A 23134-nucleotide genomic window follows, 5' to 3' on the forward strand; every position below is an offset into this window, starting at 1 on the left:
TGCGTTAAACGTTGAAGTTTCTCTCTCAGGCGCTGAAAATAGCGCCTGTTTCATTTCTGGCATATGGGGTTAACGTGGCGCAGGCGGAAGTATTGAATCAGGAATCGCTGGCTAAACAGGTTTTGCATGAAACCTTTGGCTACCAGCAGTTCCGTCCTGGCCAGGAAACCATCATTGAAACCGTGCTGGAAGGCCGCGATTGCCTGGTGGTGATGCCGACCGGCGGCGGTAAATCGCTCTGCTATCAGGTGCCCGCGCTGGTGCTTAACGGCCTGACGGTCGTGGTATCGCCCCTTATTTCCCTGATGAAAGACCAGGTCGACCAGCTGCTCGCCAACGGCGTGGCGGCGGCCTGTCTTAACTCAACGCAAACCCGCGAGCAGCAGCAAGAGGTGATGGCCGGGTGCCGCACCGGACAGGTTCGTCTGCTGTATATCGCGCCAGAGCGCCTGATGCTGGACAACTTCCTCGAAAACCTGGCGCACTGGAACCCGGTCCTGCTGGCGGTGGATGAAGCGCACTGTATCTCCCAGTGGGGGCACGACTTCCGCCCGGAATATGCCGCGCTCGGCCAGCTGCGTCAGCGCTTCCCCGAGCTGCCGTTTATGGCGCTTACCGCCACGGCGGACGACACCACGCGTCTGGATATCGTTCGCCTGCTGGGGCTGAAAGATCCGTACATCCAGGTCAGCAGCTTCGATAGACCGAACATCCGCTACATGCTGATGGAAAAATTCAAGCCGTTGGATCAGCTCCTGCGCTACGTGCAGGAGCAGCGCGGCAAGTCCGGCATTATCTACTGCAACAGCCGCGCGAAGGTGGAAGACACCGCCGCGCGTCTGCAAAACCGCGGCTTTAGCGCCGCGGCCTATCACGCCGGGCTGGAGAACCACATCCGCGCCGAGGTGCAGGAGAAATTCCAGCGCGACGACCTGCAAATCGTCGTCGCGACGGTGGCGTTCGGGATGGGGATCAACAAGCCCAACGTGCGCTTTGTGGTGCATTTCGACATTCCGCGCAACATTGAATCCTACTATCAGGAAACCGGCCGCGCGGGGCGTGATGGCCTGCCTGCGGAAGCGATGCTGTTTTACGATCCGGCGGATATGGCGTGGCTGCGCCGCTGTCTGGAAGAGAAACCGCAGGGGCAGTTGCAGGATATCGAACGCCACAAGCTCAACGCGATGGGGGCCTTTGCCGAAGCGCAAACCTGCCGCCGTCTGGTGCTGCTCAACTACTTTGGTGAAGGACGACAGGCACCGTGCGGCAACTGCGATATCTGCCTCGACCCACCAAAGCAATACGATGGCCTGATGGACGCGCGTAAAGCGCTCTCGACTATCGGACGCGTGAACCAGCGCTTCGGGATGGGCTACGTGGTGGAAGTGCTGCGCGGTGCCAACAACCAGCGTATCCGCGACATGGGTCACGACAAGCTGCCGGTTTACGGCATCGGTAAAGATCAGAGCCACGAGCACTGGGTGAGCATTATCCGCCAGCTGATCCACCTCGGCTTTGCCACGCAAAATATCGCCCAGCACTCTGCGCTTCAGCTCACCGAAGCGGCGCGGCCGGTCCTGCGCGGCGAGGTGGAGCTGAAGCTCGCCGTGCCGCGCGTCGTCGCCCTCAAGCCGCGTGTGATGCAAAAATCCTACGGCGGCAACTACGATCGCAAGCTGTTCGCCAAGCTGCGTAAGCTGCGCAAGGCCATTGCGGATGAAGAGAACATCCCGCCATACGTGGTGTTCAACGACGCGACGCTGATTGAGATGGCCGAGCAGATGCCGCTCAGCGCCAGCGAAATGCTCAGCGTCAACGGCGTCGGTACGCGCAAGCTGGAGCGCTTTGGTAAAGAATTTATGGCGCTCATCCGCTCTCACGCCGATGGTGATGATGAGGAGTAGTCAGCCGGGCGAAAAAGTGCCAGGATGATGACTCACTGAATTATTTCCCCGCGAGCTAATTATGTTAATGCTATTTCTCACCGTGGCGTTAGTGCATATCGTTGCGCTGATGAGCCCTGGCCCTGACTTTTTCTTCGTATCACAAACGGCCGTCAGCCGCTCCCGCAAAGAGGCGATGATGGGTGTGCTCGGTATTACCATGGGCGTCATGGTCTGGGCGGCGGTTGCGCTGCTCGGGCTGAACCTGATCCTGGCGAAGATGGCGTGGCTACACGACATCATTATGGTCGGCGGTGGACTGTACCTGTGCTGGATGGGCTATCAGATGCTGCGCGGGGCGCTGAAGAAAGAAGAGAAAAAGCCGGAAGAGCCAAAGGTTGAGCTGGCAACGGGCGGACGAAGCTTTGTGAAAGGTCTCCTGACCAACCTGGCGAACCCGAAAGCGATTATCTATTTCGGCTCCGTGTTCTCGCTGTTTGTGGGTGATAGCGTCGGCGCGGGCGCGCGCTGGGGGATCTTCCTGCTGATCGTCGTTGAGACGTTCGCCTGGTTCACTATTGTTGCCAGCCTGTTCGCCTTACCGGCAATGCGTCGCGGCTACCAGCGTATCGCGAAGTGGATCGACGGCTTTGCCGGCGCGCTGTTCGCCGGCTTCGGCATTCATCTCATCATTTCTCGCTAAGCATGACGCGCTGACGCAAGCAGCGCGCCAACCAGCATAAACAGCGAACCAAAGACTTTATTCAGGGCCTTCATCTGCTTAGGCCCTTTGATCCACGCCGCAATTCGCTGCGCCAGCGTCGCGTAACCAATCATCACAATGATATCGACAATAATGGTGGTCGCGCCGAGCACCACATACTGCATGACCTGAGGCTGATGCGGCACGATAAACTGCGGGAACAGGGCGGCGAGGAACACGATGCTTTTTGGGTTGGTCAGGTTAACGAACACCGCGCGCTTAAACAGATGGCCGCGTGTTTGCGTCCGGGAGAGCGTATTCAGGTCAATTGAGCCAGCCGCGCGCCACTGCTGAATGCCCAGCCAAATCAGATACGCCGCACCGGCCCACTTCAGCACTTCAAACGCCAGCACCGAACGGGAGAACAGCGTCCCCAGGCCAATCCCCACCAGCACAATGTGAATGCCAAGCCCGGTCTGTAAACCGGCAATCGACGCCGCCGCGCCGCGATAGCCGTGGTTGATGGAGGTGGTCATGGTATTGATGGCCCCGGAGCCGGGTGAAAGGCTGAGGATGATGGATGTCAGCAGATAAGCGAACCACCACTCGAAGGTCATTTGAAACTCCCGGATCGTCTGTTTTTATGCCACAATACGCTATTGTTGAGTCATTTTGTGACCGATGACGAAAAAAACTATATTCCCTGGATTACGGGGGGTGGAAACCCAATGTTTCAGCAGAAAAAGGACTGGGAAACACGAGAAAACGCATTTGCGGCTTTCTCCATGGGGCCGCTGAGCGATTTCTGGCGCCAGCGAGAGGAAGATGAATTTACGGGCGTCGGAGGGATCCCGGTACGCTTCGTTCGTTTCCGTGATGAAAAAAATGACCGGGTGATTGTGGTCTGCCCCGGCCGTATCGAAAGTTACGTCAAATATGCCGAGCTGGCGTATGACCTGTTCCATCTGGGCTTCGACGTATTAATTATCGACCATCGCGGGCAGGGGCTTTCAGGCCGGTTGCTGCCGGATACCCATCGCGGCCACGTGGATAACTTCAGCGATTACGTCGACGATTTCGCCGCGTTCTGGGAGCAGGAAGTGCAGCCAGGCCCGTGGCGCAAGCGCTATATACTGGCGCACTCCATGGGCGGCGCCATTTCCACGCTGTTTTTGCAGCGCTACGATCACCAGTGCGATGCCATCGCGCTTACCGCGCCGATGTATGGCATTGTGATTCGTTTCCCTGACTGGATGGTACGCCATCTTCTCGACTGGGCTGAGGGCCATCAGCGTATTCGGGAAAATTATGCCATCGGGACAGGGCGCTGGCGGGCGCTGCCTTTTGCCATCAACGTGTTAACCCACAGCCGGCAGCGCTATCGCCGTAACCTGCGCTTTTATGCCGATGAGCCGCGCTTACGCGTCGGTGGCCCGACCTGGCACTGGGTGCGGGAAGGCATTCACGCCGGCGAGCAGGTGCTGGCGGGCGTGGGTGATGATGACACGCCGACGCTTCTGATTCAGGCGGAGGAAGAGCGTGTGGTGGATAACCGCATGCACGATCGATACTGTGAACTGCGCGCCGCGGCGGGCCACCCGTGTGAAGGGGGTAAACCGCTTGTCATCAACGGCGCGTACCATGAGATCCTTTTCGAAAAGGACGCTATGCGCTCAGTCGCGCTCAACGCTATTGTTGAATTTTTCAACAGGCATAACTGATTACTGTTTTCACCAGAGGTTTAAATCCCTATGTACCAGGTTGTTGCATCTGATTTAGATGGCACGCTGCTTTCCCCCGACCACACCCTGTCGCCTTACGCGAAAGAGACCTTAAAACTCCTGACCGCCCGCGGCGTGAACTTTGTCTTCGCCACCGGCCGCCACCACGTGGACGTGGGGCAGATCCGCGATAACCTGGAAATCAAATCGTACATGATCACCTCCAACGGCGCTCGCGTACACGACACAGACGGCAACCTCATTTTCACCCATAACCTGGATCGTGATATCGCCGCCGATCTGTTCGGCGTGGTGCATAACAACCCGGATATCGTCACCAACGTTTACCGTGACGACGAATGGTTTATGAACCGTCATCGCCCGGACGAAATGCGCTTCTTCAAGGAAGCGGTATTCAACTACTCGCTGTATGAGCCGGGTTTGCTGGATCCGGAGGGGATCAGCAAAGTGTTCTTTACCTGCGAAAGCCACGAAGCGCTGCTGCCGCTGGAGCAGGCGATCAACGCCCGCTGGGGCGACCGCGTCAACGTGAGCTTCTCCACGCTGACCTGTCTGGAAGTGATGGCGGGCGGCGTGTCCAAAGGTCACGCCCTGGAAGCGGTGGCAAAACGTCTGGGCTTTGAGCTGAAAGACTGCATCGCGTTCGGCGACGGCATGAACGATGCCGAGATGCTCTCCATGGCGGGCAAAGGCTGCATCATGCAGAACGCGCACCAGCGCCTTAAAGACCTGCACCCGGAGCTGGAAGTGATCGGCACTAACGCCGATAACGCGGTACCTAAGTATTTGCGCAAGCTGTTCCTTGAATAATCTTCATTTGATTGTTTATTGCTCAGATGTCAACTAAAGAGTTCGCTACAATGCCTGTCCTTCTTTCTGAGAGACAAGCATTGTGGCGCTACTCATTATCACCACTATCCTGTGGGCCTTCTCCTTTAGCCTGATTGGCGAATACCTTGCCGGATCGGTCGACAGCTACTTCTCGGTACTGATGCGCGTAGGGCTGGCGGCGCTGGTATTCCTGCCGTTCCTGCGCACCCGCGGGCAATCGCTGAACACCATTCTGTTGTACATGCTGGTGGGCGCGATGCAGCTCGGCATCATGTATCTGTTCAGCTTTCGGGCCTACGTCTACCTGTCCGTCTCGGAATTCCTGCTCTTTACCGTCCTGACGCCGCTCTATATCACGCTGATTTACGACCTGCTCAGCAAGCGCCGCCTGCGCTGGGGATATCTGCTGAGCGCCGCGCTGGCGGTAATTGGCGCGGCGATCATTCGCTACGACAAGGTGAGCGATCACTTCTGGACCGGGCTGATGTTCGTCCAGCTCGCCAATATCAGCTTCGCCATCGGGATGGTGGGTTACAAACGCCTGATGGAAACCCGTCCGATGCCGCAGCATAACGCGTTTGCATGGTTCTATATGGGCGCGGCGATTGTCGCGGTGGCGGCGTGGTTTCTGCTCGGCAATCCGCAAAGGCTGCCGACCACTACCGTGCAGTGGAGCGTTCTGGTCTGGCTGGGCGTGGTGGCGTCGGGGCTGGGGTACTTTATGTGGAACTACGGCGCTACGCAGGTAGACGCCGGAACGCTGGGGATCATGAACAACGTACACGTCCCGGCGGGACTGCTGGTAAACCTCGCCATCTGGCAGGAACAGCCGCACTGGCCGAGCTTCCTTATTGGGGGAACGGTGATCCTGGCTTCGCTGTGGGTACATCGCCGCTGGGTCGCTCCGCGCTCCGCACAAACGGAAGATGGTCGCACGCGTGGTTCCGCGCTGAGCGAATAAACGCCTCCGTAACCGGCTGACGCTGCTCGCCGTCGCGCACGGCAGCGTACAGCCGGCTCCACAATCCTTCACCCAGGGTTTTGGTGACCACCAGACCCTGGCGTTCAACCGTCTCGACCACCCAGTGCGGCAGCGCCGCGATCCCCATTCTGGCCGCCACCATCTGGATCAGCAGCAGGGTATTGTCCACGCTTTTCAGCTGAGGGCTGATGCCTGCGGGTTGCAGAAAATGGCGCCAGATATCCAGACGACTGCGCTGTACCGGGTAAATCAGCAGCGTTTCGCTGGCAAGATCTTCCGGCGTAATGCGCGTTTTGGCGGCCAGCGGATGATCCGGGGCCAGCACCAGACGCACCTCAAAATCAAACATCGGCGAATAGTGCAGGCCGCTGCGCGGCAGAATGTCTGAGGTCATCACCAGATCCAGCTCACCCTGCTGAAGCGACGGCTGCGGATCAAACGTAACGCCGGATTTAAAGTCCATCTCCACCTGCGGCCACTTCTGGCGGAAGTTCTCAAGCGCGGGGGTCAGCCACTGAATACAGCTGTGACACTCAATGGCAATGCGCAGAGTGGTCTGCTGCGGCTCGTTGCAGGACTGCAACGCGCTGGCAATCTGCGGCAGCACCTGGTTCGCCAGCTGAAGCAAAATTTCGCCCTGCGGCGTAAAGCGCAAGGGCTGGCTCTTACGCACAAAAAGACGAAAACCGAGGCGTTGTTCCAGATCGCTGAACTGGTGAGAAAGGGCAGACTGAGTCTGGTGCAGCGTGGCCGCTGCCGCCGCAAGAGAACCGCAGTTCCGCAACGCTTGTAGCGTTTTCAGGTGTTTTATCTCGATCATGAAAGTCCTTCACTTCGCCATGAACATTTTGCGCTTGAGGAATATACAGTACCTGCCAATTATAGAAGTGTAAACATCTGGACGTCTAAATAACGAATTTCTACAAGGGGTATGCCATGACAATCCGCTCTCACACTCTCGGTTTCCCTCGCGTTGGCCTGCGTCGCGAGCTGAAAAAAGCGCAAGAAAGCTACTGGGCGGGTAACGCCACCCGTGAAGAACTGCTGGCGGTGGGCCGCGAGCTGCGCGCCCGTCACTGGGATCAGCAAAAACAGGCGGGCGTTGACCTGCTGCCGGTGGGCGATTTCGCCTGGTACGACCATGTTCTGACCACCAGCCTGCTGCTTGGCAACGTGCCGGCTCGTCATCAGAACAGCGATGGATCGGTAGATATCGACACCCTGTTCCGCATCGGCCGTGGCCGTGCGCCAACGGGTGAACCAGCGGCAGCGGCGGAAATGACCAAGTGGTTTAACACCAACTATCACTATATGGTGCCGGAGTTCGTTAAGGGCCAGCAGTTTGCGCTGACCTGGACGCAGCTTCTGGATGAAGTGGACGAAGCGCTGGCGCTGGGCCATCAGGTGAAGCCCGTATTGCTGGGGCCAGTAACCTACCTGTGGCTGGGCAAAGTGAAAGGCGAACCGTTTGACCGCCTCAGCCTGCTGAACGATATTCTGCCGGTTTATAAGCAGGTGCTGATCGAGCTGGGCAAACGCGGCATCCAGTGGGTGCAAATCGACGAGCCGGCGCTGGTGCTGGAGCTGCCGCAGGCGTGGCTGGATGCCTTTAAACCAGCGTATGACGCGCTCACCGGCCAGGTGAAGCTGCTGCTGACCACCTATTTCGAAGGCGTGACGCCGAACCTCAACACCATTACCGCGCTGCCGGTTCAGGGCCTGCACGTGGACCTCGTTCACGGTAAAGACGACGTGGCGGAGCTGCATAAGCGTCTGCCCGCGGACTGGCTGCTCTCCGCCGGTCTGGTCAACGGTCGTAACGTCTGGCGCGCCGATCTGACCGAGAAATACGCGCAAATTAAAGACATCGTCGGTAAACGCGAGCTGTGGGTGGCTTCGTCCTGTTCTCTGCTGCACAGTCCGATCGATCTGAGCGTGGAGACCCGCCTGGACGCAGAAGTGAAAAGCTGGTTTGCCTTCGCCCTGCAAAAATGTGAAGAGCTGGCGCTGCTGCGCGATGCGCTCAACAGCGGCGATACGGCGGCGATTGCCGACTGGAGCGCCCCAATCCAGGCGCGTCGTCACTCGGCTCGCGTGCACAACCCGGCGGTGGAAAAGCGTCTGGCGGCCATTACCGCCCGGGACAGCCAGCGCCAGAGCCCGTACGAGGTACGTGCTGAAGCCCAGCGCGCCCGCTTCAACCTGCCCGCGTGGCCGACCACGACCATCGGTTCATTCCCGCAGACTACCGAGATCCGCGGCCTGCGTCTGGACTTCAAAAAGGGCAATCTGGACGCGAATCATTACCGCACCGGCATCGCGGAACACATCAAGCAGGCGATTATCGAGCAGGAACGCCTCGGGCTGGACGTGCTGGTGCACGGTGAAGCCGAGCGTAACGACATGGTGGAATACTTTGGTGAGCACCTGGACGGTTTCGTCTTTACCCAGAACGGCTGGGTGCAGAGCTACGGCTCCCGCTGCGTGAAGCCGCCGGTAGTGATTGGTGACATCAGCCGCCCGGCGGCGATTACCGTGGAGTGGGCGAAGTATGCTCAGTCTCTGACCGATAAACCGGTAAAAGGCATGCTGACCGGCCCGGTGACCATTCTCTGCTGGTCGTTCCCGCGCGAAGACGTGTCGCGCGAGACGATTGCCAAACAGATCGCGCTGGCGCTGCGCGATGAAGTGGCGGATCTGGAAGCGGCAGGGATTGGCATCATTCAGATCGACGAACCGGCGCTGCGGGAAGGTTTGCCGCTGCGTCGCAGCGACTGGGATGCGTACTTACAGTGGGGCGTGGAAGCCTTCCGCATTAACGCCGCCGTTGCGAAGGATGACACGCAGATCCACACCCACATGTGCTACTGCGAATTTAACGACATCATGGACTCCATCGCCGCGCTGGACGCCGACGTCATTACCATCGAGACCTCGCGTTCAGACATGGAGCTGCTGGAGTCGTTTGAAGAGTTCGACTACCCGAACGAAATTGGGCCGGGCGTGTATGACATTCACTCCCCGAACGTGCCGAGCGTGGAGTGGATTGAAGGGCTGCTGAGGAAAGCCGCCCAGCGCATCCCGGCGGAACGCCTGTGGGTAAACCCGGACTGCGGCCTGAAAACCCGCGGCTGGCCGGAGACGCGCGCCGCGCTGGCAAATATGGTGAAGGCAGCGCAGAATCTGCGTCAGGCGTAGTGGTGCTGGATTGCCGGGTGGCGCTATCGCTTACCCGGCCTGCCAGTAGGCCCGGTAAGGCGCAGCCGCCACCGGGCTTTTTTATGCTTTCTTCCCGCCGTACTGGCTAAACCACGCCAGCATTCTCTGCCAGCCATCTTTCGCCGATTCCGCGTGATAGCTCGGACGATAATCGGCATTAAACGCGTGTCCGGCATCGGGATACACCACGATTTCGGCCTTCGCGTTTGCCGCCCGCAGCGCGTGGCGCATGGTCTCGACGGTATCAAGCGGAATACCGGTATCCTGACCGCCATACAGCCCTAACACCGGGGCATTGAGATCGGTAGCAATATCAACCGGATGCTTCGGCGAGTTCAGGGTCTTTTCACCCACCAGTTTGCCGTACCAGGCTACGGCGGCTTTCAGCTGCGGGTTATGCGCGGCGTACAGCCAGCTAATGCGCCCGCCCCAGCAGAAGCCGGTCACCATCAGACGGTGCGGGTCGCCGCCGTTGCGCGCCGCCCAGCTGGCAACGTGGTCAAGATCGGCAAGCACCTGCGCGTCCGGCACCTTGCTGACCAGGTTGCTGAACAGCGTCGGGATGTCGCTGTAATCGTTCGGATCGCCCTGGCGGAAATAGAGCTCTGGCGCAACGGCCAGATAACCCTCCAGCGCCAGGCGGCGGCAGAGGTCACGAATATGTTCATGAACGCCAAATATTTCCTGAACCACAATCACGATAGGCAGCGGGCCCTCGGCGGCTTTTGGCCGCGCGTGGTACGCCGGCATGTTCTCTCCCTGAGAGGGAATCGACGTTTCGCCTGCGGTGATGGCCTCTTCAGGGGTTGAGACAATGGTTGAGGCATGCGGGGCAGCAGCAGGTGCAAAACCGGTTTTTTCAGTCATGGCATTCTCCGTACCAATGAATGGATTAGCGCAAAGATAAATATAGACACCAGGTTAACAATCCACAGTGCCTTATAGCGTCTATCTTTTGTGCAGCACCCGTCGATATAACTTGTTAATGTGATGTGAATCACTATTTGATGGAAATTAACTGCAATCATTTTCATTCATGGTGAGATGCATCACGAAATAATGCACATTGCTTCTGTAAAGTACCTTTTTACTTCTTCTGACTAACCGACCCACAGAGGAGTCACCTATGTCTAAGTCTGATGTTTTTCATCTCGGCCTCACTAAAAACGATTTACAAGGGGCTACGCTGGCTATCGTCCCTGGCGATCCTGAGCGTGTGGAAAAGATCGCCGCGCTGATGGATAAGCCGGTTAAGCTGGCAGCCCATCGCGAATTCACCACCTGGCGCACAGAGCTGGACGGCAAAGCGGTGATCGTGTGCTCTACCGGTATCGGTGGTCCGTCTACCTCAATCGCCGTTGAAGAGCTGGCGCAGCTGGGCATTCGTACTTTCCTGCGTATCGGCACCACGGGCGCCATTCAGCCGCACATCAACGTGGGCGACGTGCTGGTCACGACGGCATCCGTGCGTCTGGACGGCGCAAGCCTGCACTTTGCACCGATGGAATTCCCGGCAGTGGCTGACTTCGAGTGCACCACCGCGCTGGTAGAAGCGGCGAAATCCGTTGGCGCAACCACCCACGTGGGCGTGACGGCCTCCTCCGACACCTTCTACCCGGGCCAGGAGCGTTACGACACCTACTCTGGCCGCGTGGTGAGCCGTTTCAAAGGCTCAATGGAAGAGTGGCAGTCCATGGGCGTGATGAACTATGAAATGGAATCTGCAACGCTGCTGACCATGTGCGCAAGCCAGGGTCTGCGTGCCGGTATGGTGGCGGGCGTAATCGTCAACCGTACCCAGCAGGAGATCCCGAACGCCGAAACCATGAAGCAGACCGAAAGTCATGCGGTGAAAATTGTGGTTGAAGCGGCTCGCCGTCTCCTCTAATCCTCTCGTCTGAGATAAAAGGCCGACGCGTTCGGCCTTTATTTTTTGCGTAGCGCCTCGCAGGAAAACCCTTTCAAACTGGACGTTTATACAGCACAATTCTATTTTGTGCGGGTTATACGTGGATGCAGGGGGGCATTGTGGATATCTCAATCCTGGTTTATGCGGTAGTGGCGCTGGCGAGCGTGGGGATTGGCTGGCTCATTTCCAGCTACCAGCACGCGCAGCAGAAAGCCGAACAGCTGGCAGAGCGCGAAGAGATCGTGGCTGAACTCAGCGCGACGAAACAGCAGCTTGCGCTGAGCGACCATTGGCGCGAAGAGTGTGAACTGCTCAATAACGAACTGCGTAACCTGCGCGACATCAATACCTCGCTGGAGGCCGATCTCCGCGAAGTGACCACCCGCCTTGAATCCACCCAGCTGCACGCCGAAGACAAAATCCGCCAGATGATCAACAGCGAGCAGCGCCTCAGCGAGCAGTTCGAAAACCTCGCGAACCGTATCTTTGAGCACAGCAACCGCCGCGTGGATGAACAAAACCGCCAGAGCCTGAACAGCCTGCTGACGCCGCTGCGCGAACAGCTGGACGGTTTCCGCCGTCAGGTGCAGGACAGCTTTGGACAGGAAGCGCGCGAGCGCCACACCCTGGCGCACGAGATCCGTAACCTCCAGCAGCTGAATGCGCAGATGGCGCAGGAGGCAATCAACCTGACGCGGGCGCTCAAAGGCGATAACAAAGCGCAGGGAAACTGGGGCGAAGTGGTCTTAACTCGCGTGCTGGAGGCCTCGGGCTTGCGCGAAGGGTATGAATATGAGACGCAGGTCAGCATCGAAAACGACGCGCGCTCGCGAATGCAGCCGGATGTGATTGTGCGTCTGCCTCAGGGCAAAGATGTGGTTATCGACGCCAAAATGACCCTGGTGGCCTATGAGCGCTACTTCAACGCTGACGATGACTACACCCGAGAATCAGCGTTGCAGGAGCATATCGCCTCCGTGCGTAACCATATTCGTCTGCTGGGCAGGAAAGATTATCAGCAGCTGCCGGGGCTGCGATCGCTGGATTACGTGCTGATGTTCATTCCGGTCGAGCCTGCATTCCTGCTGGCGCTCGACAGACAGCCTGAGCTTATTACCGAAGCGCTGAAAAATAACATTATGCTGGTCAGCCCCACCACGCTGCTGGTGGCTTTGCGGACCATTGCCAACCTGTGGCGCTATGAGCACCAAAGTCGTAACGCGCAGCAGATTGCCGATCGCGCCAGCAAGCTGTACGACAAAATGCGGCTCTTCGTCGACGATATGTCCTCGGTGGGGCAAAGCCTGGATCGCGCCCAGGATAATTACCGCCAGGCGATGAAAAAACTCTCCTCCGGGCGCGGCAATTTGCTGGCACAGGCGGAGGCGTTCCGCAGCCTGGGCGTGGAGGTGAAGCGCGAGATTAATCCGGAACTGGTGGAGCAGGCGACCGCTCAGGACGAAGAGTTCCGCCTGCGCGAAGGCGACGCTGAGCAAAATTCCCGCAATGAAGACAACGATTTAGCGGCGAGTTTATCGCCAGATGAGCAGCCGGCACGTTTCTTTCACGGTGGTTGAAACGTAGGGCAAATGCGCCCAATCTGTTACACTTCACGAACATTTGACTGATTAGCAGGCTCTGAGATGGTTGACGATTCACAAGACACAACGCACTTTGGCTTTCAGACTGTCGCCAAAGCGCAGAAAGCTGACATGGTGGCCCACGTATTTCATTCCGTGGCGGCGAAGTACGATGTGATGAATGATTTGATGTCATTCGGCATTCATCGCTTGTGGAAGCGCTTTACTATTGATTGCAGCGGCGTGCGCCGTGGACAAACGGTGCTGGATTTAGCCGGAGGCACGGGCGATCTGACCGCAAAATTCTCCCGTCTGGTAGGCGAAACGGGCCGCGTGGTGCTGGCGGATATCAACGACTCCATGCTGAAAATGGGCCGCGAAAAGCTGCGCAACATCGGCGTGGTGGGGAACGTGGAATATGTTCAGGCGAACGCCGAAGCGCTGCCGTTCCCGGACAATACGTTCGACTGCATCACCATCTCTTTCGGTCTGCGTAACGTGACCGATAAAGACAAGGCGCTGCGCTCCATGTACCGCGTGCTGAAGCCGGGCGGTCGTCTGCTGGTTCTCGAGTTCTCAAAACCCATTATCGACCCGTTGAGCAAAGCTTACGATGCCTATTCCTTCCACGTTCTGCCGCGCATTGGCGAGCTGGTGGCGAACGATGCCGAAAGTTACCGTTATCTGGCCGAATCCATCCGAATGCACCCGGATCAGGACACGCTGAAAGCGATGATGCAGGATGCGGAGTTTGAAAACGTGGAATACTTCAATTTGACGGCGGGTGTCGTCGCGCTGCATCGTGGTTACAAGTTCTGAGTGGAGGTTTCCCGTGCCCATTAAACCCTTAGTCACCGCTGGCATCGAGAATGTACTGAATGCCTTTCTGTATCGCGCACCGGCGCTGAAAACCGCACGTCAGCGGCTTAACGGGAAGGTACTGCGTATCGTATTAAAGGAGTTCTCGACGCCGCTTGTGCTGGTCTTCAGCGAACGCCAGCTTGACGTTCTGGGTGAATGGGAAGGCGCGGCTGACTGCTCGGTGATTACGCACATGAGCGTACTGCCAAAACTGCGTGACCGTCAGCAGATGACGGCGCTTATTCGCAGCGGTGAGCTGGAAGTCGAAGGCGATATTCAGGTGGTACAGAACTTCGTTGCACTCAGCGATCAGGCCGAATTCGACCCGGCGGAACTTCTGGCACCCTATATCGGCGACATCGCGGCCGAAGGGATAAGCAAAACGCTGCGCACGGGCTCCGCTTTCCTGCGTAAAGGTCTGCTCCGTCAACAGCGCTATGCTGCCGAGGTGCTGACCGAAGAGTGGCGTATGGCGCCGGGGCCTTTAGAGGTCGCCTGGTTTGCTGAAGAGACCGCGGCAGTTGAGCGCGCAGTTGATGCGTTAACCAAACGGTTGGAAAAACTGGAGGGCAAATGACGCCTGGTGAAATTCGGCGCCTCTACTTTATCGTTCGCACCTTTTTGAGCTACGGGCTCGACGAGCTTATCCCCAGAATGCGTATCACCCTGCCGCTTCGGCTTTGGCGGCGCACGCTGTTCTGGATGCCGAATCGCCATAAGGATGAGGAGCTGGGCGCACGCCTGCGTCTTGCGTTGCAGGAGCTCGGTCCTGTCTGGATCAAGTTTGGGCAGATGCTCTCAACGCGTCGCGACCTTTTCCCGCCGCAGATTGCCGATCAGCTCGCGCTGTTGCAGGACCGCGTCGCCCCGTTTGATGGGGAGAGAGCAAAGCAACAAATCGAAGAGGCGATGGGTAATATTCCCATCGACACCTGGTTTGATGATTTCGACATCCAGCCTCTGGCCTCAGCGTCTATTGCGCAGGTTCACACCGCGCGCCTGAAGGAAAATGGCAAAGAGGTGGTCATTAAGGTGATTCGCCCGGATATCCTGCCGGTTATCAGAGCGGACATGAAGCTGATCTATCGTCTGGCCCGCTGGGTGCCGCGTCTGTTGCCGGATGGCCGCCGTTTGCGTCCGCTGGAAGTGGTGCGGGAATACGAAAAAACGCTGATTGATGAGCTTAACCTGCTGCGTGAATCGGCGAACGCCATTCAGTTGCGTCGTAACTTTGAAGACAGCCCGATGCTGTATGTTCCTGAAGTCTACTCTGACTATTGCAGCCAGAACATGATGGTGATGGAACGTATCTACGGCATTCCGGTCTCGGATGTGGCGGCGCTGGAAAAGCAGGGCACCAACATGAAGCTGCTGGCCGAGCGCGGCGTGCAGGTCTTTTTCACGCAGGTTTTCCGCGACAGCTTCTTCCACGCTGACATGCATCCGGGCAATATTTTCGTCAGCTACGAGCACCCGGAAGATCCGAAATACATCGGCATCGACTGCGGAATTGTTGGCTCGCTGAATAAAGAGGACAAGCGTTATCTCGCCGAGAACTTTATCGCTTTCTTCAACCGCGACTACCGTAAGGTGGCCGAGCTGCATGTGGATTCAGGCTGGGTTCCGCCAGATACCAACGTGGAAGAGTTTGAGTTTGCGATCCGCACCGTCTGCGAGCCGATTTTTGAAAAGCCGCTGTCAGAGATCTCCTTCGGTCACGTTTTACTGAACCTGTTCAACACCGCACGCCGTTTCAATATGGAAGTGCAGCCACAATTAGTTTTACTTCAGAAAACATTACTTTACGTTGAGGGCGTAGGCCGCCAGCTCTATCCTCAGTTAGACTTGTGGAAAACCGCGAAACCGTTCCTTGAGTCCTGGATTAAGGATCAGGTCGGTATTCCTGCGCTGGTTCGCTCGCTTAAAGAGAAAGGCCCGTTCTGGATTGAAAAAATGCCTGAAATTCCTGAACTGGTTTACGACAGTTTGCGTCAGAGCAAGAACCTTCAGCACAGCATGGATAAAATCGCGCACGAGCTTCAATCCAGTCGCGTGCGTCAGGGGCAGTCCCGCTATCTCTTCGGAATTGGCGCGACGCTGCTGATAAGCGGCACGTTGCTGTTGATCAATCGTCCGGACTGGGAAATGATGCCAGCCTGGATTATGGCTGCCGGCGTGGTTGTCTGGCTTGCTGGCTGGCGAAAAACGCGCTGAATTAGCGTCGCTATCGATGGATTGCATACGTATAATGCGATCTGACTAATTAATCGTCTATCACTGGGGAACACGCATGGGTGGTATCAGTATCTGGCAGTTAGTGATCATTGCCGTCATCGTTGTGCTGCTGTTCGGCACGAAAAAACTGGGATCGATTGGTTCCGACCTGGGCGCGTCAATCAAAGGCTTCAAGAAAGCCATGAGCGATGATGAGAATAAGCAGGAAAAAACCGGTCAGGATGCTGATTTTACCGCTAAATCTATCGCCGATAAGCAGGACGAAGCCAAAAAGGAAGAGGCCAAACGTCACGATAAAGAGCAGGTGTAATTCGTGTTCGACATTGGTTTTGGTGAGTTACTGCTGGTCTTTGTGATTGGTCTGATCGTGCTGGGGCCGCAGCGTTTACCCGTTGCGGTGAAAACCGTCGTGGGCTGGGTGCGGGCGCTCCGCTCGCTGGCAACGACCGTGCAGAACGAGCTGGCGCAGGAATTAAAGCTTCAGGAATTTCAGGACAGCCTGAAAAAGGTTGAAAAGGCGAGCATGGACAACCTGACGCCGGAGCTGAAAGCGTCGATGGATGAGCTGCGCGAAGCGGCTGAATCCATGAAGCGCTCATACAGCATTAACGATCCTGAGAAGGCGAGCGATGAAGCAAACACCATCCATAATCCGGTGGTGAAGGGCAGCGAAGAGCAGCGCGAGGGTGTGACGCCTTCCAGCGCGGAGCATCAGGCCGCTTCGCCAGAGCAATCGCCGCAGGAGCCCGAAGTGAAAAAGCAGGTGCCGCCGGAAGAGCCCGTGGTCAAAACGGCTGAGGTAAAACCCGCCGCGCCTGTTTCCGAATCATCCCCCTCGTCGAGTGATAAAGCGTAAACATGGCAGTAGATGATACTCAACCGCTGATTGCGCACCTCATTGAGCTGCGTAAGCGCCTGTTAAACTGCATTATTGCGGTTTTCCTCATTTTTTTATGTCTGGTCTATTTCGCCAACGATATCTATCAGGTGGTTTCTGCGCCGCTGATTAAACAGATGCCGCTGGGCGCGACGATGATTGCAACGGACGTTGCTTCGCCGTTCTTTACCCCCATCAAGCTGACCTTCTGGGTATCGTTGATTGCATCTGCACCGGTCATTTTGTATCAGGTCTGGGCATTTGTGGCACCCGCGCTGTACAGGCATGAACGTAAGCTGGTTATTCCGCTGCTGGTATCCAGCTCGCTGCTGTTTTACATCGGCATGGCGTTCGCCTACTTCGTGGTCTTCCCGCTGGCCTTTGGCTTCCTGACGCATACCGCGCCGGAAGGGGTACAGGTTTCGACGGACATCGCCAGCTACCTCAGCTTCGTCATGGCGCTGTTTATGGCCTTTGGTGTCGCCTTCGAGGTGCCCGTCGCGATTGTCCTGCTCTGCTGGGTGGGCGTGACCACGCCTGACGATCTGCGCAAGAAGCGTCCTTATATCCTGGTGGGTGCGTTTGTCGTAGGTATGCTGTTGACGCCACCGGACGTCTTCTCGCAAACCTTACTGGCGATACCCATGTACTGCCTGTTTGAAGTCGGCGTGTTCTTCGCACGTTTCTACGTAGGAAAGGGACGTACCGGGAACGAAGAAGACGAGCCGTCTGAAGAGACCACCAAAGAATAAAACCAACCGCCCGTCAGGGCGGTTGTCATATGGGGATACGTATGTTTGATATCGGGCTTAACCTGACCAGTGCGCAGTTTGCGAAAGACCGCGATGAGGTGGTGGCGCGCGCCTTTGCCGCCGGCGTGAACGGCCTGTTACTGACGGGAACGAACCTGCATGAGAGCGAGCAGGCACGGCAGCTGGCGCAACGCTATCAACACTGCTGGTCCACCGCCGGCGTGCATCCGCATGACAGCAGCCAGTGGACGCATGAAAGCGCTGAGGTGCTTCATCGTCTGGCACAAACCCCAGAAGTGGTTGCCATTGGCGAATGCGGGCTTGATTTCAACCGTAACTTCTCGACGCCTGAAGACCAGGAGAGGGCATTTACCGCCCAGCTCGCGCTGGCCGCAGAGCTGGGGATGCCGGTGTTTATGCACTGTCGCGATGCGCATGAACGTTTTCTGGCGCTGCTGGAACCCTGGCTGGAGAAGCTGCCCGGTGCGGTATTGCACTGCTTTACGGGCTCCCGTCAGGAGGCGCTGGATTGCCTGAACCGTGGGCTTTATTTGGGTATCACGGGTTGGGTTTGCGATGAGCGGCGTGGGCTGGAGTTGCGCGAGCTGTTGCCCGTTATCCCGGCCGATCGTTTGCTGCTGGAAACGGATGCGCCGTATCTGTTGCCCCGGGATATGCAGCCCAAACCGGCATCACGACGTAATGAACCGGCTTATCTGGGTCACATTGCTGAGCGAGTGGCGCACTGGCGCGGAGAAGATGCGCAGTGGCTGGCAGCACAAACCGATGATAACGTGCGTCGTCTGTTCGGCGTGCAGTTCTAAACTTTGCGGAAATCGGTGTTTTTAACGCTCTGCAACACCTCTTTGTTCAGCAGGTTGAGCAGCAGCATGGAACGCGCTTCACCGTCCGGCTCAGAGAAGATGGCCTGCAACCCTTCAAAGGCACCTTCGGTGATCACCACGCTGTCTCCGGCGTACGGGGTTTCAGGATCGGTAATATCGTCAGGCTGCTGATAGACAGAAAGCTGATGAATAACCGATGACGGTACTCTTGCCGGATGGGCGCCAAAACGCACAAAATGGCTGACGCCGCGGGTAGCGCTGATCGTCGTGGTGTGGATCACTTCGGGGTCGAACTCAACGAACAGGTAGTTCGGGAACAGAGGCTCACTGACGGTCGTGCGTCTTCCACGCTGCATTTTTTCAAGCGTGATCACGGGCGTCAGGCAGTTAACAGACTGACGTTCAAGATGTTCCTGCGCGCGCTGAAGTTGCCCGCGTTTGCAATACAGTAAATACCAGGCCTGCATAATCACTCTTCCCATTGTTCGGGGCGCAAGCATACCAAAACCCTGGCGGGATCGCTAAGGTGATTATAATGGCGAAAAAGAGAGTAAGTCGTGGAAGTTCACGCTAATTTAACAAAATTACAGCATCACGCGGTCTTACGCCGTATAATGAAGCGCTTACAGAGAGGCCATGATTAACTGCATGAAATACCACGATCTACGCGACTTCCTGGCGCTGCTGGAAAAGCAGGGCGAACTCAAACGCATTACGCTTCCTGTTGATCCGTATCTGGAAATGACAGAGATCGCCGACCGTACCCTGCGCGCGGGCGGCCCGGCGTTGCTGTTTGAAAACCCAAAAGGCTACGCCATGCCGGTACTGTGCAACCTGTTTGGCACACCTCGCCGCGTGGCGATGGGCATGGGGCAGGAAGATGTCACGGCGCTGCGTGAAGTGGGCAAACTGCTGGCCTTTCTGAAAGAGCCGGAGCCGCCAAAAGGGTTCCGCGACCTGTTCGACAAGCTGCCGCAGTTTAAACAGGTGCTGAACATGCCAACTAAGCGCCTGCGCGGTGCGCCGTGCCAGCAAAAAGTGCTGGAAGGCGATGCGGTTGATCTGACCAAAATTCCGATCATGCAGTGCTGGCCTGAAGATGCCGCACCGCTGATCACCTGGGGCCTCACCGTGACGCGCGGGCCGCATAAAGAGCGTCAAAACCTCGGCATTTATCGTCAGCAGCTGATTGGCAAGAACAAGCTCATCATGCGCTGGTTGTCCCACCGCGGCGGCGCGCTGGATTTCCAGGAGTGGTGCGCGGCCCGTCCGGGCGAACGCTTCCCGGTATCCGTCGCGCTGGGTGCCGATCCGGCAACGATTCTGGGCGCAGTGACGCCCGTTCCGGATACGCTGTCTGAATATGCCTTTGCCGGGCTGCTGCGCGGCACCAAAACCGAAGTGGTGAAGTGCATCTCCAATGACCTGGAAGTGCCCGCCAGCGCGGAGATCGTGCTGGAAGGTTACATTGAACAGGGCGAGCTGGCACCCGAAGGGCCGTACGGCGACCACACCGGCTATTACAACGAAGTGGATAACTTCCCGGTATTCACCGTCACGCACATTACCCAGCGTGAAGATGCCATTTATCACTCCACCTACACCGGCCGTCCACCTGATGAACCGGCGGTGCTGGGAGTGGCGCTGAACGAAGTGTTCGTGCCGATCCTGCAAAAGCAGTTCCCGGAAATAGTGGATTTCTATCTGCCGCCGGAAGGGTGTTCGTATCGCCTGGCGGTGGTGACGATGAAGAAGCAGTATGCCGGTCACGCTAAGCGCGTGATGATGGGCGTATGGTCTTTCCTGCGCCAGTTTATGTATACCAAGTTTGTGATTGTCTGCGATGATGACGTCAATGCCCGCGACTGGAATGACGTGATCTGGGCCATCACCACGCGTATGGATCCGGCGCGTGACACAGTGTTAGTGGAAAACACGCCGATTGATTATCTGGACTTTGCCTCGCCGGTTTCCGGCCTTGGCTCAAAAATGGGACTGGATGCCACGAACAAATGGCCTGGCGAAACCGACCGTGAATGGGGTCGCCCGATCGTAAAAGATCCTGCCGTGACCGCGCGAATTGACGCGATCTGGGACGAGCTGGCCATAATGAATAACGGTAAGGCAGAATAAGACCGTTTAGCCCTATAGACTTCCCGACAGAGAGAGCGAATGACAACCTTAAGCTGTAAAGTGACGTCGGTAGATGCTATTACCGACACCGTATATCGCGTCCGTTTGGTTCCTGAAGCGGCATTTTCATTCCGTGCCGGTCAGTACCTGATGGTCGTGATGGACGAGCGTGATAAGCGTCCTTTCTCTATGGCCTCAACGCCAGCAGAGCAGGAATTTATTGAGCTGCATATTGGTGCGTCTGAGCTTAACCTGTACGCGATGGCCGTGATGGACCGCATCCTGAAAGAGCGTGAAATCGTGGTCGATATTCCTCACGGTGAGGCCTGGCTGCGTGAAGACGAAGACCGTCCGCTGATCCTGATTGCCGGCGGTACGGGCTTCTCCTATGTCCGTTCTATTCTGTTAACGGCGCTGGCGCGTAATCCAAATCGCGATATCACCATCTACTGGGGCGGCCGTGAAGAGAAGCATCTTTACGATCTGTCTGAGCTGGAAGCGCTGAGCGTCAATCATCCAAACCTGCGCATCGAGCCGGTTGTCGAGCAGCCGGAAGAGGGCTGGCGCGGGCGCAGCGGTACGGTGCTGACCGCGGTATTGCAGGATCACGGGACGCTGGCGGGGCACGATATCTACATCGCCGGTCGCTTCGAAATGGCGAAAATTGCCCGCGACCTGTTCTGCAACGAGCGTGACGCGCGGGAAGATCGTCTGTTCGGCGATGCGTTTGCGTTTATCTGATTGAGAGACCCGCTTCGGCGGGTTTTTTTCACGCTGACAATGGCGCTGGTGAAAATTTAACCTTGAAACGGGCGGCGCATTGCCGTTATTCTTGTTCTCGTTAACTTTCGCCCTCAGGAGCGCCCCCCAAAAATGAACAAACACGACTGATGAATTTCGATCCTTGCTAAACGCACCGCGTCGGCAGGGGATGTTTTGATTTCATTCAGGAGTGCTTATGGCTCATTTTGCGCTGTCCCCCTCTTTTATTTTGCATCAGGTCACCTGTCAGTTTGCGACGGGCGCTATCCTTTTTGGTCCTCTGTCTCTTTCTCTGGATGCGTCAGTGTGCGCGCTGGTTGGCCGCAACGGCAGCGGCAAAACGCGCCTGCTGCGGCTGCTGGCAGGTATTGATGAGCCCGCCAGCGGTCACATTGAGCGCTTTGCTACACACGCCTGTGTGGCGCAGCAGCAGGATATTTCTGCTAATACCACGCTTGCCGAACTGCTTGGCTACGGCGCGATCTTTGCGGCGCGCACGCGCATCGACAGCGGTCATTATGAACCCGACGATCTGGACACGCTCGACGGCCACTGGGATCTGGCTGAACGGCTGAGCCAGGCTTTTATCGCGGCCTCGCTTCCACCTTTTGACCCGAATAAACCCGCAGCAGAGCTGAGCGGTGGCGAGCGCATTCGTGCCTTGCTGTGCGGTGCATTCACCGCAGATGCGGATTACCTGTTGCTGGACGAACCGACCAACCACCTCGACAGGCAAGGCCGCATGTGGTTCTACGAGCAGCTTGCCCGGTATCAGGGCGGGGTGCTGGTGGCCTCTCACGATCGGGAATTGCTGGCGCAGGTGCCGCGTATACTTGAACTGAGTGCTTCGGGCTTGCGCAGCTACGGCGGGAATTATGCTGACTATCGAACCCAGCGTGATGCCGAGCAGCAGGCCGCCCGCGCCGCGCTGGAGCATGCTGCCACCGAGCGCAAACGTACCCGAGCCCGCATGCATAAAGAGCATGACGACAGCCAGCGGCGTTCAGCCAAAACGCTTCGCAAGGTCGACAGCCTTAACATTGCCTCGTTTGAGCGGGTCAAATACAAAGCGGCGGCGAAAGAGCGTATTGGTTCCTGGAAAAAACAGCATAGCGATCAAAATCATGCCCTGAACGCTGCGGTTAACCAGGCACGCGAGCGGGTTGAAGAGGATAACGCGGTGATGTTTACCCTGCCGGGCAGTCAAATTCCGGAAGGGAAACAGGTGCTGGTGCTGGAAAAACTGGTGCTTCCGCACGTGCATATCCCCCCGATCGGCTGGCGTATGGATGGCCCGATGCGTGTGGCGCTACGCGGGCCGAACGGCTGTGGAAAATCCACGCTGTTGAAAGTGATCCTGGGCGAAACCGCCCCTGTTACGGGAACCTGTAAGGTCTCCGTCAGGCACGCCTGTCTCGATCAGCATCTTTCCCGGCTGGATCTGTCTCAGTCGGTAATGACGCACCTCAGCCTTAGCAATACACCGCTCGAAGAGGGGGCGCTACGTACCCGTTTAGCGCAGCTTCAGCTGGGCGCGGAGAAAGTGACGCTGCCTCTGGCCGCGCTAAGCGGCGGCGAGCGCCTGAAGGCCGCGCTGGCCTGCGCGCTGTGGCGTGAGGAGGCGGCGCAGCTGTTGCTGCTGGATGAGCCGACCAATCACCTCGATCTGGCCTCCGTGCAGGCCATTGAAGCGGCCCTGGCCGATTTCCCCGGCGCGCTGCTGGTGGTGTCCCATGATGAAGCGTTTTTGGCAGGATTAAAGCTGACGCATGAGCTGGTTTGGGAGGAGTCGGGATGGCGATGTGAAAGGCTGTAAACAC

The 23134-nt window shown here is 57.4% G+C and carries 22 protein-coding genes; 18 read left to right on the top strand and 4 right to left on the bottom strand.

Annotated features, from left to right (window positions below):
- Positions 1-74 precede the first annotated feature (74 nt).
- Both recQ and rhtC read left to right on the top strand, forming a co-directional pair.
- The gene (gene recQ / locus E0L16_RS15015; RefSeq protein WP_063868856.1) at positions 75-1904 is read left to right on the top strand and encodes an ATP-dependent DNA helicase RecQ; all 1830 of its coding nucleotides are present in this window, start codon (positions 75-77) and stop codon (positions 1902-1904) included.
- Positions 1905-1965: 61 nt separating this feature from the next.
- Entirely contained in the window at positions 1966-2586 is a 621-nt protein-coding gene (gene rhtC / locus E0L16_RS15020; RefSeq protein WP_131637252.1) for a threonine export protein RhtC, read from the top strand.
- On the opposite strand, the gene rhtB is transcribed toward rhtC, so the two are convergent.
- Positions 2583-3203 carry a homoserine/homoserine lactone efflux protein gene (gene rhtB / locus E0L16_RS15025; protein WP_028014786.1) on the bottom strand — a complete coding sequence of 207 codons (621 nt, stop codon included), beginning with the start codon at positions 3201-3203 and terminating at the stop codon, positions 2583-2585. The two genes, rhtC and rhtB, sit on opposite strands and share 4 nt — an antisense overlap.
- A 111-nt stretch (positions 3204-3314) precedes the next feature.
- On the opposite strand from rhtB, the gene pldB reads away from it, so the two are divergent.
- From pldB to E0L16_RS15040, 3 genes are all read left to right on the top strand, one after another.
- Positions 3315-4307, top strand: coding sequence for a lysophospholipase L2 (gene pldB, locus E0L16_RS15030; protein WP_063452180.1), 993 nt, complete (start codon positions 3315-3317; stop codon positions 4305-4307).
- A gap of 30 nt (positions 4308-4337) precedes the next feature.
- A complete protein-coding gene (yigL, locus tag E0L16_RS15035) occupies positions 4338-5138 on the top strand; it encodes a sugar/pyridoxal phosphate phosphatase YigL (RefSeq protein WP_063452181.1) in 801 nt (266 codons plus the stop codon).
- A gap of 82 nt (positions 5139-5220) precedes the next feature.
- Positions 5221-6120 carry a carboxylate/amino acid/amine transporter gene (locus tag E0L16_RS15040; protein ID WP_131637253.1) on the top strand — a complete coding sequence of 300 codons (900 nt, stop codon included), beginning with the start codon at positions 5221-5223 and terminating at the stop codon, positions 6118-6120.
- Here the strand turns inward: E0L16_RS15040 and metR are convergent.
- On the bottom strand, positions 6008-6961 hold the full coding sequence (metR, locus tag E0L16_RS15045; RefSeq protein WP_131637254.1) for an HTH-type transcriptional regulator MetR: 954 nt from the start codon (positions 6959-6961) through the stop codon (positions 6008-6010). The genes E0L16_RS15040 and metR overlap by 113 nt on opposite strands.
- Positions 6962-7077: 116 nt before the next feature.
- Between metR and metE the strand changes: the two genes are divergently transcribed.
- Positions 7078-9339 carry a 5-methyltetrahydropteroyltriglutamate--homocysteine S-methyltransferase gene (gene metE, locus E0L16_RS15050; protein ID WP_131637255.1) on the top strand — a complete coding sequence of 754 codons (2262 nt, stop codon included), beginning with the start codon at positions 7078-7080 and terminating at the stop codon, positions 9337-9339.
- An 81-nt stretch (positions 9340-9420) separates the two neighbouring features.
- Here metE and E0L16_RS15055 read toward each other — a convergent pair whose 3' ends face one another.
- Positions 9421-10227, bottom strand: a complete 807-nt coding sequence (locus E0L16_RS15055) for a dienelactone hydrolase family protein (RefSeq protein WP_112792046.1) — start codon at positions 10225-10227, stop codon at positions 9421-9423.
- Positions 10228-10486: 259 nt separating this feature from the next.
- Between E0L16_RS15055 and udp the strand changes: the two genes are divergently transcribed.
- The 9 genes from udp to tatD all read left to right on the top strand — a co-directional run bounded on the left by udp (position 10487) and on the right by tatD (position 18398).
- On the top strand, positions 10487-11248 hold the full coding sequence (gene udp / locus E0L16_RS15060) for a uridine phosphorylase (protein WP_131637256.1): 762 nt from the start codon (positions 10487-10489) through the stop codon (positions 11246-11248).
- Between the two features lie 140 nt (positions 11249-11388).
- Positions 11389-12846: a DNA recombination protein RmuC gene (rmuC, locus tag E0L16_RS15065; RefSeq protein ID WP_107534432.1), complete on the top strand. Its 1458-nt coding sequence runs from the start codon at positions 11389-11391 to the stop codon at positions 12844-12846.
- A gap of 66 nt (positions 12847-12912) precedes the next feature.
- The gene (ubiE, locus tag E0L16_RS15070) at positions 12913-13668 is read left to right on the top strand and encodes a bifunctional demethylmenaquinone methyltransferase/2-methoxy-6-polyprenyl-1,4-benzoquinol methylase UbiE (RefSeq protein WP_063452187.1); all 756 of its coding nucleotides are present in this window, start codon (positions 12913-12915) and stop codon (positions 13666-13668) included.
- Between the two features lie 13 nt (positions 13669-13681).
- Positions 13682-14287: a ubiquinone biosynthesis protein UbiJ gene (ubiJ, locus tag E0L16_RS15075; protein WP_131637257.1), complete on the top strand. Its 606-nt coding sequence runs from the start codon at positions 13682-13684 to the stop codon at positions 14285-14287.
- A complete protein-coding gene (gene ubiB, locus E0L16_RS15080) occupies positions 14284-15924 on the top strand; it encodes a ubiquinone biosynthesis regulatory protein kinase UbiB (protein ID WP_102749584.1) in 1641 nt (546 codons plus the stop codon). Before ubiJ ends, ubiB begins: the two co-directional genes overlap by 4 nt.
- 76 nt (positions 15925-16000) lie before the next feature.
- Positions 16001-16255 carry a Sec-independent protein translocase subunit TatA gene (gene tatA / locus E0L16_RS15085; RefSeq protein WP_063452190.1) on the top strand — a complete coding sequence of 85 codons (255 nt, stop codon included), beginning with the start codon at positions 16001-16003 and terminating at the stop codon, positions 16253-16255.
- A 3-nt stretch (positions 16256-16258) separates the two neighbouring features.
- Positions 16259-16801 carry a Sec-independent protein translocase protein TatB gene (gene tatB / locus E0L16_RS15090; RefSeq protein ID WP_003860783.1) on the top strand — a complete coding sequence of 181 codons (543 nt, stop codon included), beginning with the start codon at positions 16259-16261 and terminating at the stop codon, positions 16799-16801.
- A 2-nt stretch (positions 16802-16803) separates the two neighbouring features.
- Entirely contained in the window at positions 16804-17574 is a 771-nt protein-coding gene (gene tatC, locus E0L16_RS15095) for a Sec-independent protein translocase subunit TatC (RefSeq protein WP_131637258.1), read from the top strand.
- Between the two features lie 41 nt (positions 17575-17615).
- The gene (tatD, locus tag E0L16_RS15100; RefSeq protein WP_063868871.1) at positions 17616-18398 is read left to right on the top strand and encodes a 3'-5' ssDNA/RNA exonuclease TatD; all 783 of its coding nucleotides are present in this window, start codon (positions 17616-17618) and stop codon (positions 18396-18398) included.
- Here tatD and rfaH read toward each other — a convergent pair.
- Positions 18395-18886: a transcription/translation regulatory transformer protein RfaH gene (gene rfaH / locus E0L16_RS15105; protein WP_063452193.1), complete on the bottom strand. Its 492-nt coding sequence runs from the start codon at positions 18884-18886 to the stop codon at positions 18395-18397. The two genes, tatD and rfaH, sit on opposite strands and share 4 nt — an antisense overlap.
- A 169-nt stretch (positions 18887-19055) precedes the next feature.
- Between rfaH and ubiD the strand changes: the two genes are divergently transcribed.
- From ubiD to E0L16_RS15120, 3 genes are all read left to right on the top strand, one after another.
- On the top strand, positions 19056-20552 hold the full coding sequence (gene ubiD, locus E0L16_RS15110) for a 4-hydroxy-3-polyprenylbenzoate decarboxylase (protein ID WP_131637259.1): 1497 nt from the start codon (positions 19056-19058) through the stop codon (positions 20550-20552).
- 39 nt (positions 20553-20591) lie between these two features.
- Complete coding sequence (gene fre / locus E0L16_RS15115) at positions 20592-21293, top strand: NAD(P)H-flavin reductase (protein ID WP_006812340.1); 702 nt, start codon at positions 20592-20594, stop codon at positions 21291-21293.
- A gap of 217 nt (positions 21294-21510) precedes the next feature.
- Positions 21511-23130 (top strand): ABC-F family ATP-binding cassette domain-containing protein, encoded by a 1620-nt coding sequence (locus tag E0L16_RS15120; RefSeq protein WP_131637260.1) that lies wholly within the window; start codon positions 21511-21513, stop codon positions 23128-23130.
- Positions 23131-23134 lie beyond the last annotated feature (4 nt).

The organism is Enterobacter quasihormaechei (genome assembly GCF_004331385.1).
In the GTDB taxonomy this organism is placed as follows: domain Bacteria; phylum Pseudomonadota; class Gammaproteobacteria; order Enterobacterales; family Enterobacteriaceae; genus Enterobacter; species Enterobacter quasihormaechei.